A 15,382-nucleotide genomic window follows, 5' to 3' on the forward strand; every position below is an offset into this window, starting at 1 on the left:
AAACTGATTCCCGGGTCATGGCGTTTTTTTCCAAGGCGGCATCGGCAATCCTGTAGGCATTGATCCACACCCTCTACAGGAGACCGACAATGTCCACCTCATCGATGTCCGCCATGGTCCTCAACCGCTACGGCGAGGACGCGCCGTTCGAATCCGCCACACTGCCTCGCCCCCAGGTCAGCGCCGGTCAGGTGGTGGTGCGTATCGCCGCCACCAGCGTCAACACCATCGACACCATGATCCGTCAGCTGGGCCAGGAGGAGCTGCCGATCGCACCGGATCTGCCCGCCGTGCTCGGCATGGACTTTGCCGGCACCATCGAGGAAGTCGGCGAAGGCGTGACCGGCTTCGCCCCGGGCGATGAGGTCTACGGCTGCGCCGGCGGGCTCACCGACCTCAAGGGCAGTCTGGCCGAGTACATGCTCGCCGACGCCCGACTGATCGCGCACAAACCGCGTTCCCTGTCGATGCGTGACGCCGCGGCCCTGCCACTGGTCGCCATCACCGCCTACGAAGGCCTGACCCGCGCAGGCGCAGGGACCGGCGATAAAGTGCTGGTGCATGGCGGTGCTGGTGGCGTCGGCCATGTGGCGGTGCAGCTTGCCCGCCATCTGGGGTGTGAGGTCTACGCCACCGGTTCGGGAGAGCATCAGCGCGAACTGATCGAAGGCTTCGGTGCCACCGCCATCGACTTCAAGACCCAGAGCGTCGACGACTACGTCAACCAGCACACCGACGGTGCCGGCTTCGACGTCATCTTCGACAGCGTCGGCGGCCCCAACCTGATCAACTCCTTCAATGCGGTCAAGCTCAACGGCCAGGTGGCGACGACCATGTCGCTGGCCGAACTGGACATGACGCCGGCGCACTTCAAGGGCGCCTCGCTGCACGTGATCTTCATGCTGATTCCGATGATCCACAACGTCGGCCGGGAAGTGCACGGCACCATCCTGTCGACGCTCGCCGAGATCATCGATTCGGGGGCACTGACGCCGCTGGTGGACGACAACCGCTTCGCCCTGGCCGACGTCGGCAAGGCCTACGCCCACCTCACCTCGGGCAAGGCCGTCGGCAAGGTGGTCGTGGACGTCGAGGGCTGATCAGGAAAACCAGCGTTTCAAGGTAGCGCTGGCCCTGTCCTTGTGCTCGTCCTTGACGTAGGCCGCCACGGTCATCAGCGCCACCGCCAGCATGCCCATGTCGTCGGTGTAGCCGACCAGCGGGGTCAGATCCGGCAGGGCATCCAGCGGTGAGATGAAGTAGCCGAGCGCACCGTAGATGGTGGTCTTGGCCCACACGGGGGTGTCCTTGTCCCGGGCGGCGTAGTAGAGCGTCAGCGCCCGGGACAGGGTGACCTCGCCGGCGGCCTTGGCGTAGCGCCCGACCTTGGCCCAGAAGCGCTCGTCGGAATAGTGGCCCTGGTGCTCTTCGATCGGCTCTCCGGCCAGGATGACCTGCTGGGTTGTCTCGTCTTTCATTGTTTCCTCCCGTTGCGCCGTGGCATCGCCCGCTGCCCTTCCCTGAGCCGGCCCCAGTCGGCGATACTTTTATCGGCGATACCTTTATCGCCGATACCATTGTCCTAGTGAAGCAGGACTCCCGGTGTCGGTTCAATGGTGTCGCCCTGCCCCGTGCCTGCTACAGCGTCATCGGGTGCTTCGTGTCGATTGTTGCCGCAAACGAAAAAGTGATTCCGCCGCGAGCCTCTTTTTCCCCGCCTCTGACGGCGCCACACTCCATTACAACGATTAGGGCTTGTCTGAAAAGTGCCTGCGCTCGGTAATACGGCGTTAAAAATCGGCTGGTGCGCCAGCCCGGTCAAAATGCTCATTTACACCCCGTAAACTGCGCTTTCTCACCGATTTTTGCCTTGTCTAACCTTCGCTCGTCGACTTTTCGGACAGCGCCTAGCGTTCTATCGAACTGATACGCCTCCCCTCGAGGCAGGAGCCAAGATGAGCTTGCAACGACTGACCAGTGGCCCCTTGACCCTGGGTCTGGAGCTGGCGCTGGACAATGACTGGAGCCCCGCCGGTGAAGCCGCCCGCCTGCGCGATGGTCGCGCCTTCGGCGTCCCCGATCTGAGCGAACACCTTAACCGTGTCCAGCTGGCCGATCGCCTCGGCTTTCGTGCGCTGTGGCTGCGCGATGTACCGCTCTACGACCCGCACTTTGGCGACGCCGGTCAGGTGTTCGAGATGTTCACCTACCTGGGCTATCTGGCGGCGTCCACGCAGCGTGCACTGTTGGGCACCGCCGCTGCGGTGCTGCCGCTGCGTATGCCCTGGCTGGTCAGAAAGGCCGCCGCCAGCGTGCAACAGCTCAGCGGTGACCGGCTGCTGCTGGGTGTCGCCAGCGGTGACCGTCCGGTGGAATATCCGCTGTTCGGAATACCCTTCGAGCAGCGCGGTGAGGCCTTCCGCGACGCCGTCGCGGTGCTGAGGGGCGATCAGGATGCGCGGCTGGACGCCGGCCAGGCGCTGCTGCCGATGGCGACGCCACCGCCCCTGCTGGTGGCCGGTCTGGCCCAGCAGCGCCCGGACTGGGTCGGTCAGCACATGGATGCCTGGCTGGCCTACCCCGGCACGCCGGAGGACCACCGCCGTCGGGTCGGCCTGTGGCGCGAGGTGGCCGGCGACAAGCCCTACATCAGCTTCCTGCACCTGGACCTGGCCGAGCGCGCGGACGAACCGCCTCGCCGCCACCGCTTCGGGCTGAGGGTCGGCAGCCAGGGATTGATCGCCGAGCTCGAGGCCATGCAGGCCGCCGGCGTCAATCACATCGGCCTGAACCTGCGCCGCAACCAGGCGCCGGTGGAAGAGACCCTGCATCGCCTGGCCGAGGAAGTGTTGCCGGCCTTCGATGCTGGCTAGGCTCACCTTGCAGCGACGTGCGACTAACAGCCGGCTCGTCACCCTTGCCACACTCAGGACGCCAGGCCCATCCCACCAGTGCCCTTGCCGTACATTTCGGCAAAGCCGGGGATGCGTGCCTCCCACTGGGGTGGCGAGCCGACCATCTCGCGCAGAATCTCGATAAAGCGCCGGGTACGCAGCGGCATCTCGCGGTGGGGATAGAGCAGCGTGATGACGCCGAACTCCGGCAGTGCCAGGTCGGTCATCAGCGGCACGATACGTCCGTCGCTGACCTCGTTGTACATGGCGAATGCCGGCAGTACCCCGATGCCCATGCCTTCCATCACCCCACGCTTGATCACCTCGGCCTCGCTGGTGCGCACCTGGCTATTGAGCGGCAGCTTCTGCTCCCGCCCCTGGTCATCCAGGTAAGGCAGATAGTCGAGCTGGAACTGCTGTGAGCTGAAGGTCAACGCCGGCAGCCGGGCCAGGGTGGCGAGGTCTCGTGGCTCGCCATGACGCTCGATAAAGGCTGGACTGGCGCCGATCAACAGATGATTGGGCGCCAGTGGCGAGGCCACCAGATTGGAGTCCTTCAGGTCGCCGACCCGCAGCACCAGGTCGTAGCCTTCACCGATCACGTCGACCCGTCGTTCTTCCAACTGCAGGTCCACCTGCACATCGGGATAGTGCTGGCGAAAGCGTCGCATCGCCTCGAAGCCCAGGCAGCGGCCGAGGATGCCCGGGGCGCTCACCTTGAGCCGTCCGCTCGGCATCTGCTGCAGGTTCTCCGCCAGCGCCTGGGTGTGGTACATCCAGTCACGCAGCTCACGCCCCTGCTGCACCATCGCCTGCCCCGCCTGGGTCAGTGACAGCGAGCGCGTCGAGCGATTGAGCAGGCGCACCCCCAGCTCCTGCTCGAGGCGCGCGATATGCTTGGACACCACCGAGCGATCCAATTCGCGGCGCTTGGCGGCCTCGGAAAAGCTGCCAAGCTCGGCCACATCGACCAGCAGCAGCAGACGACTCGGTTGGTCCATGAAGGTCTCCACAGAAGGTACAAGCGCACAGATGCGTGCATATTTGGCATCAATAATGTGCGACCAACCGGTCTAATACAAGCCTCAATCGAGGATTACACTGGCGAACCTTTTGCTCAGGAGTCGCCAGATGTCCGACCAACGCCCCCCGTGCGACCCCCAGGTGGTGTCGCCTGCCCCCTCCCCTGCGCTTGCCGTATCGCCACCGCAGCCTGACGACCAGCCTGCTCGAGGGGGTGCCGATAGCGCTGGCCGCACTGGACATCGCAAGGCGAGTCGCACGGCACGTCGTACAGCACCGCGTAAGACACCTCGTGCAATACGTCGCCTGGCCCGTGGCCTGGGGCTCGCCGCCCTGGCGCTGTTGCTGGCAGCCTGCCAACCCGGCAAGGGCCAGGGAGGACAGGGTGACGCTGCCGATGGCGCGGGCTCTGCGCCCGCGCCTCGGGTCGAGGTGGTTCAGGCGGTGCGTCAGCCGGTCTCGAACTGGTATCGCTACACCACCCGCCTCGAGGCTCCCGAGCGTGTCACCCTGCGCCCCCGGGTCACCGGTCAGGTGGCCGAGATCCTGTTCGAGGAAGGCTCCCTGGTCGAACAGGGCCAACCGCTGGTGCGCCTGGACCTGGCGCCCTTCGAGGCGCGGGTGCGTGAGCTGGAGGCGGGGCTTGCCAGGGGCCGGGCCGAGCTGGCCCGCGCCAACGGTGAGGCCAACCGTGCCAATCAGCTGGTCGGGCGCAACCTGATGGCCCGCGAGGAAGCCGAGGCCCGGCGCGCCAGTGCCCAGGCCCAGAATGCCGAGGTCGCCTCGCTGCAGGCACAGCTCGACAGTGCTCGTCTCGATCTGGCCCACGCCGAGGTCAGCGCGCCGATCAGCGGTCGCGTCTCCCGCGCCGACCTGACGGTGGGCAACGTGGTCAGCGCCGGCCAGAGCGTGTTGACCACCATCGTCAGCACCGACCAGGTCGACGCCTACTTCGATATCGACGAGCGCAGCTGGAACCGCGACTTTGCCGAGATTACCGCCGATCAGGGCTGGCCGGTAGAACTGCAGCTCGCCGGCCAGGACGACTTCGCCTACCAGGGCGAGCTCGACTTTATCGACAACCGGGTCGATGAGGCCACCGGCACCCTGAGGGTGCGCGCTCGCTTCGACGCCGGGCATCCCTCGCTGCGCCCCGGCGCCTTCGCCCGGGTGCGAATCGCTGCCGCCCGCCATCGCGATGGGGTGCTGGTGCCCGACCGCGCCATTGGCACCGACCTCGACGCCAACTTTGTACTGGTCGCCGACGAACAGGGCAAACTCGCCTACCGCAAGGTCACCACCGGCGCCCGCTTCGGGGCCTGGCGCGAGATCAGCGAAGGGCTCGAGGGCGGTGAGTCCGTGGTCGCCGCCGGTCCTTCGAAGTTCGGCCCCGGCATGGCGATCTCTCCTGCGCTGGTCGACGGCCCCGACCGCGCCCCGCTGGAGCAACTGCGAGAGCGTACCCGTCGCCTGGCCGAACGCCTCGACGCCAAGCACCTCGATCAGGAGCCTGCGCGCACATGAACCTGTCGAACTTCTTTATCAGACGCCCGGTGTTCGCTGCGGTGCTGTCGATCCTGATCGTGGTGGCTGGCAGCCTGGCGCTGTTCAAGCTGCCGGTCTCTGAATACCCCGAGGTGGTGCCGCCCACCGTGGTGGTCAAGGCCAACTACCCCGGCGCCAATCCGGAGGTCATCGCCAAGACCGTGGCCACCCCGCTGGAGCAGGAGATCACCGGGGTCGAAGGCATGCTGTACATGGACTCCCAGTCCACCGCCGACGGCAACCTGACGCTGACCGTGACCTTCGCCCTCGGCACCGATCTGGACCAGGCCCAGGTCAACGTCCAGAACCGGGTGGCCCGCGCCACGCCTCGCCTGCCCCAGGAGGTCCAGGCGCTGGGGGTGACCACCGAGAAGTCGTCGCCCAACCTGACCATGGTGGTCCACCTGACCTCACCGGATGGGCGCTACGACCAGCTGTGGCTGTCGAACTTTGCGCGGCTGAACCTGCAGGACGATATCGCTCGCCTCGAGGGCGTAGGTGACGTCGGCCTGTTCGGGGCCGGCGAGTACGCCATGCGGGTGTGGCTCGACCCGGACGCCATCGCCTCCCGGGGCCTCGGCGCCAGCGACGTGGTGGCGGCGCTGCGTGAGCAGAACCAGCAGGTCGCCGCCGGCAGCCTGGGCGCCCAGCCAGCCCCGCGCGAAAGCCAGTTCCAGCGCCTGCTCAACGTCAAGGGACGGTTGTCCTCGCCTGAAGAATTTCGCCAGATCGTGATCCGGGTGGACGACGACGGCCGCATCACCCGCCTGGGCGACGTCGCCCGGGTGGAGCTCGGTGCCGACCAGTACGCCCTGCGCGCCCAGCTCGACGGCAAGGACGCGGTGGCCTTGCCGGTGTTCCAGCGTCCGGGCTCCAACGCCATCGCCCTGTCCGACGGCGTGCGCGACTATATGGCCGAGGCCGCCGAGACCTTCCCCGACGGCGTCGACTACGACATCGTCTACGACCCCACGGTGTTCGTGCGGGGCTCCATCGAGGCGGTAGTGCATACGCTGCTGGAGGCGGTGCTGCTGGTAGTGGTCGTGGTAGTGCTGTTCCTGCAGACCTGGCGGGCCTCGCTGATTCCGCTGATCGCGGTGCCGGTCTCGCTGATCGGCACCTTCGCGGTGATGCAACTGATCGGCGTATCGATCAATACGCTGTCACTGTTCGGCCTGGTGCTGGCGATTGGCATCGTGGTGGACGACGCCATCGTGGTGGTGGAGAACGTCGAGCGCAATATCGAACTCGGCCACTCGCCTTATGAGGCCACCCGCATAGCCATGAGCGAGGTCACCGGGCCGATCATCGCCATCGCCCTGGTACTGACCGCGGTGTTCGTGCCGACCGCCTTCATCAGCGGTCTGACCGGCCAGTTCTACCAGCAGTTCGCGCTGACCATCACCATCTCGACGCTGATCTCGGCGTTCAACTCGCTAACCCTGTCACCGGCACTGTCGGCGCTGTTGCTCAAGCCCCACGGGGCGAAGCCCGACTGGCTGACCCGGCTGATCGACGCCCTGTTCGGCCGCTGGCTGTTCAGCCCCTTCAACCGGGCCTTCGCTGCCATGTCGCGGGGCTACACCGGGCTGATTCGTCGCCTGCTGCGCTTCGGGCTGATCGTCGGTCTTGGCTACCTGGCGTTGCTGGGACTCACCGGCAAGCTGTTTCAGGAGGTCCCCGGCGGCTTCATTCCGTCCCAGGACAAGCAGTACCTGGTGGCCATGGCCCAGTTGCCCGACGCCGCGAGCCTCGAGCGCACCAGCGAGGTGCTCGCCGAGATGCAGGAGATCGCCCTGGCAACGCCGGGGGTAGCCAACACCGTGGCCTTCCCCGGTCTTTCGGTGAATGGCTTCGTCAACGCCTCCAACTCGGGCATCGTCTTTACCCCGCTTGCGCCCTTCGACGAGCGCCAGTCGCCGGAGCTTTCGGCCGGCGCCATCGCCGCCCGCCTCAATGCCCAGTTCGCCCAGATCGACGAGGCCTACGTGGCGGTGTTCCCGCCCCCGCCGATCCTTGGCCTCGGCACCACCGGGGGGTTCAAGCTGCAGCTACAGGACCGCGGCAACGTCGGCTTCGACGGGCTGTTCGAGGCGACCCAGGCGGTGGTCGGCGCCGCCAACCAGGATCCGCGGCTGGCCGGTGTCTACTCGAGCTACCGCATCCAGGTGCCGCAGTACGACGTGGAGGTGGACCGCGAGCAGGCGCTGGTGATGAATGTCTCGCTGGACGCGGTGTTCGACACCCTGCAGATCTACCTGGGGTCGCTCTACGTCAACGACATCAACCGCTTCGGGCGCACCTACCAGGTGCGCGCCCAGGCCGACGCCGAATACCGCCTGGACGCCGAGGCCATCCGCCAGCTCAAGGTGCGCAGCAACGACGGCCGGATGATCCCGCTGGGCAGCTTCGTCGAGGTCAGCCCGACCACCGGGCCGGACCGGGTCATGCACTACAACACCTTCGTCAGCGCCGACATCAACGGCTCGCCGGCACCGGGCGTGTCCAGTGACCAGGCCAAGCAGGCGATCGAGGAGGTGCTGGCCACCACCCTGCCGGCCGGCGTGGCCTACGAGTGGACCGAGGTCACCTACCAGCAGGTGCTGGCGGGCAACACCATGATCTACGTCTTCCCGCTGGTGGTGCTGCTGGTGTTCCTGGTGCTGGCGGCCCAGTACGAGAGCTGGTCGCTACCGTTCTCGATCATCCTGATCGTGCCAATGACGCTGCTGTCGGCCATGGCCGGTGTGTGGCTGACCGGCGGTGACAACAACATCTTCACCCGCATCGGCTTGATCGTGCTGGTGGCGCTGGCCTGCAAGAACGCCATCCTGCTGGTGGAGTTCGCCCGCGAGCAGCAGAGCCAGGGACAGTCGCGACTGGACGCTGTGCTGACCGCCTGCCGCCTGCGCCTGCGGCCGATCCTGATGACCTCGGTGGCCTTCACCGCGGGCGTCATCCCGCTGATGCTGGCCTCCGGTGCGGGTAGCGAAATGCGTCAGGCGATGGGCGTGGCGGTGTTCTACGGGATGATCGGGGTGACCCTGTTCGGGCTCTTGCTGACCCCGCTGTTCTATGTGGGCGTGCGTCGCCTGGTGGAACGTCGCCGGCCACGCTCAGGCGATAGCGATACCGCGTCACCCGAGGCGACATCACCCTCCGCCTCCTGAGGCCCTGCCCGCTGCCGAGTCTGGCGTTACCTGCGTCGGACTCGGCAGGCAGCCCACCATTGGCGGACGTGCATCAGAACAGGCGCGCCGCTATCAGGGAAGCCGCAGCGCTTCGATCAGAACAGGCGCGCCGCTATCAGGGAAGCCGCAGCGCTTCGATCGACCGGGCCATATCGTCGGCCAGGGCGTGCACCGCCTGGCTATCGACCTCGCGCTGGGCGTAGGCGCGAAGACCCATCACCTCGGCCTGTAGCCGCCGTCCCAGGCGCACCGGGTCGGCGCTCGGCTCAAGCTCTCCGGCGTCCTTGGCTGCGCGAAACTGCTCGACGAAGCCGGCTTCCATGGCCTCGAGCAAGGCCTCGGCCTTGCCCAGCGCCGCCTGCTCTCGCTCGCCCAACTCCAGCAGGCTCTTCACCAGCATGCAGGCCCGGCTGGGAAGCTCCTGGTCCCGCAGACAGCCCAGCTTGCGCAGGTAGGCGGCCAGCCCCGCCAAGGGCGAGTCGTACTCGGCCAGGGTACGCTCGAGCTCGACCAGCCCGAGCCGGGCATAGCGTTCCAGCGCCTCCTGAAACAACGCATCCTTGCTGCCGAAGGCGGCATAGATGCTGCCCGGCCGCATATCGAGGGTGCGTTCCAGGTCCTTGAGCGAGGTAGCGTGGAACCCCTTCTGCCAGAACAGGTGCAGGGCACGTTCAAGCGAATCCTGACGGTTGTGTAGTGTCGCGCGCGGCATGGATGGGTCCGGTGTCGTGGCCGGTACGGCCTTCAGAAAATTGAGCAACTGCTCAAATTTTAACTTGAGTGATCGCTCAGGTATAGCTAGAGTATGCCCGAACGGCTTTCAGCAGGGTCTGCTGGCGGCCAATTTTGAGCAATCGCTCAAAAAATCGGAATCAATGGCGCGTGCACCGCCCCGGTCTGCAACGGTCTGCGGCTTTACCACAGGCGCCATCACACAGGAGAACCCGATGACCGACTTTAGCCTCCACGACAAGCAAAGCGCCCCCGAAGAGAGCCAGGCACTGCTCGACAACTCGGTCAACGCCTTTGGCATGATCCCCAACCTGCACGCGGTCATGGCCGAGGCACCGGGCCTGCTGGAAGGCTACCAGCGCCTGCACCAGCTGTTTCTGGATTCCTCCTTCGATGCCGAGGAAACCACCGTGGTGTGGCAGACCATCAACGTCGAGCACAACTGCCACTACTGCGTGCCGGCCCACACCGCCATCGCCAAGCAGATGGAAGTGGATGACGCCGTCTCCGACGCCCTGCGCAACGAAGACCCGCTGCCCAACGAGCGCCTCGAAGCGCTGCGTACCTTCACCCTGTCAGTCGTGCGCGAACGTGGCAATGTCGATGACGACGCCGTGCAGGCCTTCCTCGACGCCGGCTACACTAAGCGCCAGGTGCTCGAAGTGATCCTGGCCCTGTCCCAGAAGGTCATGAGCAACTACACCAATCACCTGGCCAACACCCCGGTGGACGAACCCTTCGCCAAGTTCGACTGGAAGAAGGCCGAGTAACGACCACCCTATCGACAGGACGCTACCGTGGCGTCCTGTCGTGGTGCCTGGTCGTGGTACCTGGCCGAGGCCACCGAAGGCCCCGTCGATCGCGACGGGCTCGATCAAGGAGACGCCATGACTGCCCCAGAACGCCCCGACGTGCTGGTCTTCGACGTCAACGAGACGTTGCTCGACCTGACCCACCTTGAGCCGCTGTTCGATCGGCTGTTCGGCGACCCGGCGATGCTGCGCGAATGGTTCGCCCAACTGATCCTCTACTCCCAGTCGATGACCCTGTCGGGACTCTATACGCCCTTCGGCCAGCTCGGCGCAGGCGCCCTGCGCATGACCGCCGAGATTCACGGGGTCACCCTCGAGCAGAACGATCTCGACGAACTGGGTGAGCGCATCGGCTCCATGCCGGCGCACCCCGACGTGGCCCCGGCACTCGAGCGGCTTCGCCAGGCCGGCTTTCGCCTGGTCACCCTGACCAACTCGGCACCGGGCGCTGGCCCCACGCCGCTGGAAAAGGCAGGACTGGCCGAGTATTTCGAACGCTCATTCAGCGTCGACCAGGTCAAAAAGTTCAAGCCCGCGCCGGACACCTACGCCCAGGTCGCCGAGGCCATGCAGACACCGCCATCTAGACTGTGCCTGATTGCCTGCCACCTGTGGGATACCATCGGCGCCCAGGCCGCCGGCTGGCAGGGTGCACTGGTGCTCCGGCCCTACAACGCCATGTTGCCGGCGGACGGCGTCCCGGTACCGGACTACAGTGTCGACGATATCAGCAAGTTGGCGGATCGGTTGATTGGTTCCTGATCAAGCAGCTCCGCTACTTGATTCGGCGGCCAGTCCCGCAGGCCGGGCCTGGTACTGCCTCCCGAAGACACCTTGCGAAATCACATTCTTTGCTCTACCATGCGCAGCCTCTCGACGCCGCATCCCCTGCGGCATCTGCGCGCCCGTAGCTCAGCTGGATAGAGTACCTGACTACGAATCAGGTGGTCGGAGGTTCGAATCCTCCCGGGCGCGCCATCGATTGTCTTTCCTGCATCTTGTCTGCCTGGCTTTTCTTTCTGGCCTTTCTGTCGGGCTTTTCTGTCTAGCCTTTCTGCCTGACCTTTCTAACTGACCTTTCGTTCGACGCCCTTCCGATCTTTGTACCGACGTCGACCGCGTCATCAGAACACTTTTTTACAAAAATACGACAACCCAGCAACTCCTTGTATTTGGCGCGAAACGTCCGCCAACATCGGACTTTCTCGCCGCAATGAGACGCTTTCTCTCCTTACCCTGATTATCCTCCCCCGCCTTACCTCTTCTGTTGCACTGAATCGTCAACAACTCCTCCTATACTCGAGCGATCGGGCTCCCTCGGAGCCTCTCATCGCGTCAAATCACTGGTCATCGTGGTACGTGACCGGGTCAGGGAGACAGACGGTGTTCGCATTCAGTCCTTATCGCAACAGAGCGCAACGCTGGAGCGGTTATCTAGCGGCCAGCCTTATCATGACGATGTCCACGTCGGTGCTTGCCCAGGAGAATGACTCCCAGCAGCAGGACAATGGAAACTCGTCCAAACCCAACATTCTGGTGCTGTGGGGCGACGATATCGGGCAGTCCAACATTTCGGCCTTCACCCACGGTCTGGTGGGCTACCAGACCCCCAATATCGACCGCATCGCCGACGAAGGCATGATGTTCACCGACTACTATGGTGAACAGTCCTGCACCGCCGGCCGCTCGTCCTTCATCACCGGCCAGAGCGTGTTTCGCACAGGGCTATCCAAGGTCGGCCTGCCGGGCGCCGCTCAGGGCATCAGCGAGAAGGACCCGACCATCGCCGCCCTGCTCAAGGCCGAAGGCTACGCCACCGGCCAGTTCGGCAAGAACCACCTGGGCGATCGCGACGAACACCTGCCGACCAATCACGGATTCGATGAATTCTTCGGTAACCTCTATCACCTCAACGCCGAGGAAGAGCCCGAGCACCCGGACTATCCCGCCGATATGGAAATGCCGGGCGGGCGCACCTTCCGCGAGGCCTTCGGACCCCGTGGGGTGATCAAGTCCAGCGCCGACGGGCAGATCGAGGACACCGGACCGCTGACAAGCCAGCGAATGGAGACCATCGACGAGGAATCCTCCGCCGCGGCGCTGGACTTCATCGAGCGCAAGACCGCCGAGGGCACCCCCTGGTTTGTCTGGTGGAACGCCACCCGAATGCACTTCCGTACCCACGTCAAGGACGAGCTGCGTGGTATCTCCGGTCAGAACGAATACGCCGACGGCATGGTCGAGCACGACATGCACGTGGGCCAGTTCCTCGACAAGCTTGACGAGCTGGGCATCGCCGACAACACCATCGTGTTCTACTCCACCGACAACGGGCCGCACATGAATACCTGGCCCGACGCTGGCATGACGCCATTCCGCGGCGAGAAGAACACCAACTGGGAAGGCGGCTGGCGCGTGCCCGCCATGGTCCGCTGGCCAGGTCAGATCGAGGAAGGCGCCATCTCCAACGAGGTCATGCACCACATGGACTGGATGCCGACCTTCATGGCCGCCGTCGGCAACGATTCCATCAAGCAGGACCTGCTGGAGGGTGGCGTTCAGGCCATCGGTCGCGAGTACAACGTACATCTGGACGGCTACAACTTCCTGCCCCTGCTCACCGGGGAAAGTGAGGAAGGCCCCCGTCATGAGGTGTTCTACTTCTCCGATGACGGTGACCTGACCGCGCTGCGCTACGATGACTGGAAGCTGGTGTTCATGGAGCAGCGCATCGAGGGAACCTTCGAAGTGTGGGCGAACCCCTTCACCCCGCTGCGTGTCCCCTTGATGTTCAACCTGCGCCGCGATCCCTACGAGCGTGCTCAGCTGACCTCCAACACCTACTATGACTGGTTGCTGGATCACTCCTTCCTGGCCCTGCCCGCCCAGTCCTATGTGGCAAACTTCCTGGAGACCTTCAAGGAGTTTCCGCCACGCATGAAGGCAGCAAGTTTCAGTCTGGATCAGGTAATGGAAGCCCTGGAACAACCCGCCAGCGTTCACTGACGCCGGCTTGAACGCCACGAGCCGCTCCTCCGGGGGCGGCTCGTCGGTGAAAAAAGACGGGTCGAAGAGCCCCTTCCATTCTCTCAAGGAACCGAGTGCATGAATCCCCCTAATCCAAGCATCCTCCAACGACAGGCACTGGCAACGCTGCTGCCCGCGGTGCTGTTGTCTCTGCTTCCTGCGATGGCACTGGCCGACCCGCTGCCTTCCTGGAATGCCGGTCACAGCAAGAGCACCATCGTCGACTTTGTCGAGTCCACCAGCGATCCGGACAACGATGACTTTGTGCCACAGGAGCGACGCATCGCGGTGTTCGACAACGATGGCACCCTGTGGAGTGAACAGCCCGCCTACACCCAGTTGCTCTACGCCCTGGACCGCGCCAGCGAGGCCGACCCCGAGGCGCTCGACACGCCGCTCAAGAAGGCCGCCGCCGAAGGTGACATCGACACCCTGCTGGAAGCCGGCGAGGAAGGCATCCAGGCGCTGCTGTCGCTGTCCCACCAGGACCTGTCGCTGAGTGACTTCCAGCAGGACGTGAGCGACTGGCTGGCCAACGCCACCCACCCCGCGACCGGCCGCTTCTACACCGACATGGTCTACCAGCCGATGCTCGAACTGCTCGGCTATCTGCGCGACCACGGCTTCTCGACCTACATCGTCTCCGGTGGCGGGCTCGAGTTCATGCGCGTCTTCGCCAGCGACGTCTATGGCGTGCCGCCCCAGAACATCATCGGCAGTACCGGCGAGATGGAACTGGTCGATCTCGAGGACGATCCGCAGCTCTACAAGCAGGGCGGCGACATCTGGCTCGATGACGGCCCCGGCAAGGTGATATCGATCAACCGCCATCTGGGCCAGCGCCCGATTCTCGCCGTGGGCAACTCAGACGGCGACGTGCCGATGCTGATCTGGACCACCGAGGGCGAAGGCCCGCGCCTTGGCGTACTGGTTCACCACACCGATGGCGAGCGCGAGGTCGCCTACGACAGCGACAGCCATATCGGACGTCTGGCCGATGGCCTGGAACAGGCTGAAGCGCGCGACTGGCAGTTGATCGACATGGCCCGCGACTGGCAACGCCTTTACCCGGAGAAACCATGAGCCTCAACGACGACATCAAGGGACTCGAGGCCGCCATCGGCGAGTCGATCATCGGCCAGCGCGACGTCATTCGGCGGCTGGTGATCGGCCTGCTGGCCGGCGGCAACCTGCTGATCGAAGGCCTGCCGGGACTGGCCAAGACCCGCGCGGTCAAGGCCATGGCGCGCCACCTGGAGGCCGACTTCAGTCGTATCCAGTTCACGCCCGACCTGCTGCCTTCCGACGTGACCGGCAGCGAGGTCTACCATCAGGGCGAGGAAGGCGCGGTATTCCGCTTTCACCCGGGCCCGCTGTTCGCCAATCTGGTGCTGGCCGACGAGATCAACCGCGCCCCGGCCAAGGTGCAGTCGGCCCTGCTCGAGGCCATGGAGGAGCGCCAGGTCACGGTGGGCGGCACGACCCACAAGATGCCGGAGCTGTTCATGGTGCTGGCCACCCAGAACCCGATCGAGCAGGAAGGCACCTACCCGCTGCCCGAGGCGCAGATGGACCGCTTCATGATGCATGTGCGGGTCGACTACCCCAGCCGCGAGGAAGAGGTCCAGGTAATTCGCCTGGTGCGTCAGGAAGAGCAGGCCAAGAATCGCGAGGCAAGCCCGGCCGCCGGCGACGCTCCTGCTCAGGTCCCCGTGGCCCTGGCCCAGGAGGCGATCTTCGCCGCCCGCCGCGAGATCGCCGCCCTGCACGTGGCCGAGCCGATGGAGCAGTACATGGCAACGCTGGTGGACGCCACCCGTCACCCAGCGGACTTCAGCGACGACCTGGCCCGCTACATCGAACTCGGCGCCAGCCCGCGCGCCTCGCTGGCGCTCGACCGTTGTGCCCGCGCCCACGCCTGGCTCGAAGGCCGCGACTACGTGGATCCGGTGGACGTCCAGCAGGTGGCACCGGAGGTGCTGCGCCACCGCATCGGGCTGAGCTTCGAGGCCCAGGGCCAGGGCTTCAGCGCCGACGACGCGGTCGCCACCCTGCTTGGCTGCGTGGCGCTCCCCTGAGGTCTGGTCTCGTGCAAACCCGGTCCGTACACGCTTTCTAGCCGCCAGACTTCGCCACGGCTTGAGCCTCGCCCCGGCAA

Annotated in this window: 12 protein-coding genes and 1 tRNA gene; 10 read left to right on the plus strand and 3 right to left on the minus strand. The window is 65.2% G+C overall.

The genetic code is table 11. The annotated features are described in order from the left end of the window. The first annotated feature begins 89 nt into the window (after nucleotides 1-89). Nucleotides 90-1,100, plus strand: coding sequence for a zinc-dependent alcohol dehydrogenase family protein (locus NFH97_RS03785; RefSeq protein WP_349624453.1), 1,011 nt, complete (start codon nucleotides 90-92; stop codon nucleotides 1,098-1,100). On the opposite strand, the gene NFH97_RS03790 is transcribed toward NFH97_RS03785, so the two are convergent. Then, nucleotides 1,101-1,478, minus strand: a complete 378-nt coding sequence (locus tag NFH97_RS03790; RefSeq protein ID WP_045994728.1) for a YkvA family protein — start codon at nucleotides 1,476-1,478, stop codon at nucleotides 1,101-1,103. A 477-nt stretch (nucleotides 1,479-1,955) separates the two neighbouring features. Between NFH97_RS03790 and NFH97_RS03795 the strand changes: the two genes are divergently transcribed. Beyond that, nucleotides 1,956-2,873: a TIGR03571 family LLM class oxidoreductase gene (locus NFH97_RS03795; protein ID WP_124802638.1), complete on the plus strand. Its 918-nt coding sequence runs from the start codon at nucleotides 1,956-1,958 to the stop codon at nucleotides 2,871-2,873. Nucleotides 2,874-2,926: 53 nt separating this feature from the next. On the opposite strand, the gene NFH97_RS03800 is transcribed toward NFH97_RS03795, so the two are convergent. Continuing rightward, nucleotides 2,927-3,895 (minus strand): LysR family transcriptional regulator, encoded by a 969-nt coding sequence (locus NFH97_RS03800; RefSeq protein ID WP_349624454.1) that lies wholly within the window; start codon nucleotides 3,893-3,895, stop codon nucleotides 2,927-2,929. A gap of 130 nt (nucleotides 3,896-4,025) precedes the next feature. Here NFH97_RS03800 and NFH97_RS03805 point away from each other — a divergent pair, with 130 nt between their 5' ends. Both NFH97_RS03805 and NFH97_RS03810 read left to right on the plus strand, forming a co-directional pair. After that, nucleotides 4,026-5,441 (plus strand): efflux RND transporter periplasmic adaptor subunit, encoded by a 1,416-nt coding sequence (locus NFH97_RS03805; protein WP_349624455.1) that lies wholly within the window; start codon nucleotides 4,026-4,028, stop codon nucleotides 5,439-5,441. Beyond that, nucleotides 5,438-8,632, plus strand: coding sequence for an efflux RND transporter permease subunit (locus NFH97_RS03810; protein WP_348827642.1), 3,195 nt, complete (start codon nucleotides 5,438-5,440; stop codon nucleotides 8,630-8,632). The genes NFH97_RS03805 and NFH97_RS03810 overlap by 4 nt, the downstream gene beginning before the upstream one ends. Nucleotides 8,633-8,768: 136 nt before the next feature. On the opposite strand, the gene NFH97_RS03815 is transcribed toward NFH97_RS03810, so the two are convergent. Further along, nucleotides 8,769-9,365 carry a TetR/AcrR family transcriptional regulator gene (locus tag NFH97_RS03815; RefSeq protein ID WP_286986177.1) on the minus strand — a complete coding sequence of 199 codons (597 nt, stop codon included), beginning with the start codon at nucleotides 9,363-9,365 and terminating at the stop codon, nucleotides 8,769-8,771. Nucleotides 9,366-9,600: 235 nt separating this feature from the next. Between NFH97_RS03815 and NFH97_RS03820 the strand changes: the two genes are divergently transcribed. The 6 genes from NFH97_RS03820 to NFH97_RS03845 all read left to right on the plus strand — a co-directional run bounded on the left by NFH97_RS03820 (nucleotide 9,601) and on the right by NFH97_RS03845 (nucleotide 15,302). Next, nucleotides 9,601-10,155 carry a carboxymuconolactone decarboxylase family protein gene (locus NFH97_RS03820; RefSeq protein WP_108131421.1) on the plus strand — a complete coding sequence of 185 codons (555 nt, stop codon included), beginning with the start codon at nucleotides 9,601-9,603 and terminating at the stop codon, nucleotides 10,153-10,155. A gap of 27 nt (nucleotides 10,156-10,182) precedes the next feature. Then, a complete protein-coding gene (locus NFH97_RS03825; protein ID WP_349624456.1) occupies nucleotides 10,183-10,959 on the plus strand; it encodes a haloacid dehalogenase type II in 777 nt (258 codons plus the stop codon). A 139-nt stretch (nucleotides 10,960-11,098) separates the two neighbouring features. Continuing rightward, nucleotides 11,099-11,175, plus strand: a tRNA-Arg gene (locus NFH97_RS03830). Between the two features lie 474 nt (nucleotides 11,176-11,649). Next, nucleotides 11,650-13,203 carry an arylsulfatase gene (locus NFH97_RS03835; RefSeq protein ID WP_349624457.1) on the plus strand — a complete coding sequence of 518 codons (1,554 nt, stop codon included), beginning with the start codon at nucleotides 11,650-11,652 and terminating at the stop codon, nucleotides 13,201-13,203. Nucleotides 13,204-13,302: 99 nt separating this feature from the next. After that, complete coding sequence (locus tag NFH97_RS03840; protein ID WP_349624458.1) at nucleotides 13,303-14,307, plus strand: HAD family hydrolase; 1,005 nt, start codon at nucleotides 13,303-13,305, stop codon at nucleotides 14,305-14,307. Continuing rightward, nucleotides 14,304-15,302: an AAA family ATPase gene (locus NFH97_RS03845; RefSeq protein WP_213227631.1), complete on the plus strand. Its 999-nt coding sequence runs from the start codon at nucleotides 14,304-14,306 to the stop codon at nucleotides 15,300-15,302. The genes NFH97_RS03840 and NFH97_RS03845 overlap by 4 nt, the downstream gene beginning before the upstream one ends. The last annotated feature ends 80 nt before the right edge of the window (nucleotides 15,303-15,382 follow it).

This window comes from Halomonas sp. SCS19 (assembly GCF_040147015.1).
GTDB classification, from domain to species: Bacteria; Pseudomonadota; Gammaproteobacteria; order Pseudomonadales; family Halomonadaceae; genus Halomonas; species Halomonas litopenaei.

What these genes read in the sequence shown, in the direction of transcription:
- NFH97_RS03785 (WP_349624453.1), top strand. Translation starts at nt 90, where the DNA reads ATGTCCACCTCATCGATGTCCGCCATGGTCCTCAACCGCTACGGCGAG.
- NFH97_RS03790 (WP_045994728.1), bottom strand. Translation starts at nt 1,478, where the DNA reads ATGAAAGACGAGACAACCCAGCAGGTCATCCTGGCCGGAGAGCCGATC.
- NFH97_RS03795 (WP_124802638.1), top strand. Translation starts at nt 1,956, where the DNA reads ATGAGCTTGCAACGACTGACCAGTGGCCCCTTGACCCTGGGTCTGGAG.
- NFH97_RS03800 (WP_349624454.1), bottom strand. Translation starts at nt 3,895, where the DNA reads ATGGACCAACCGAGTCGTCTGCTGCTGCTGGTCGATGTGGCCGAGCTT.
- NFH97_RS03805 (WP_349624455.1), top strand. Translation starts at nt 4,026, where the DNA reads ATGTCCGACCAACGCCCCCCGTGCGACCCCCAGGTGGTGTCGCCTGCC.
- NFH97_RS03810 (WP_348827642.1), top strand. Translation starts at nt 5,438, where the DNA reads ATGAACCTGTCGAACTTCTTTATCAGACGCCCGGTGTTCGCTGCGGTG.
- NFH97_RS03815 (WP_286986177.1), bottom strand. Translation starts at nt 9,365, where the DNA reads ATGCCGCGCGCGACACTACACAACCGTCAGGATTCGCTTGAACGTGCC.
- NFH97_RS03820 (WP_108131421.1), top strand. Translation starts at nt 9,601, where the DNA reads ATGACCGACTTTAGCCTCCACGACAAGCAAAGCGCCCCCGAAGAGAGC.
- NFH97_RS03835 (WP_349624457.1), top strand. Translation starts at nt 11,650, where the DNA reads ATGACGATGTCCACGTCGGTGCTTGCCCAGGAGAATGACTCCCAGCAG.
- NFH97_RS03840 (WP_349624458.1), top strand. Translation starts at nt 13,303, where the DNA reads ATGAATCCCCCTAATCCAAGCATCCTCCAACGACAGGCACTGGCAACG.
- NFH97_RS03845 (WP_213227631.1), top strand. Translation starts at nt 14,304, where the DNA reads ATGAGCCTCAACGACGACATCAAGGGACTCGAGGCCGCCATCGGCGAG.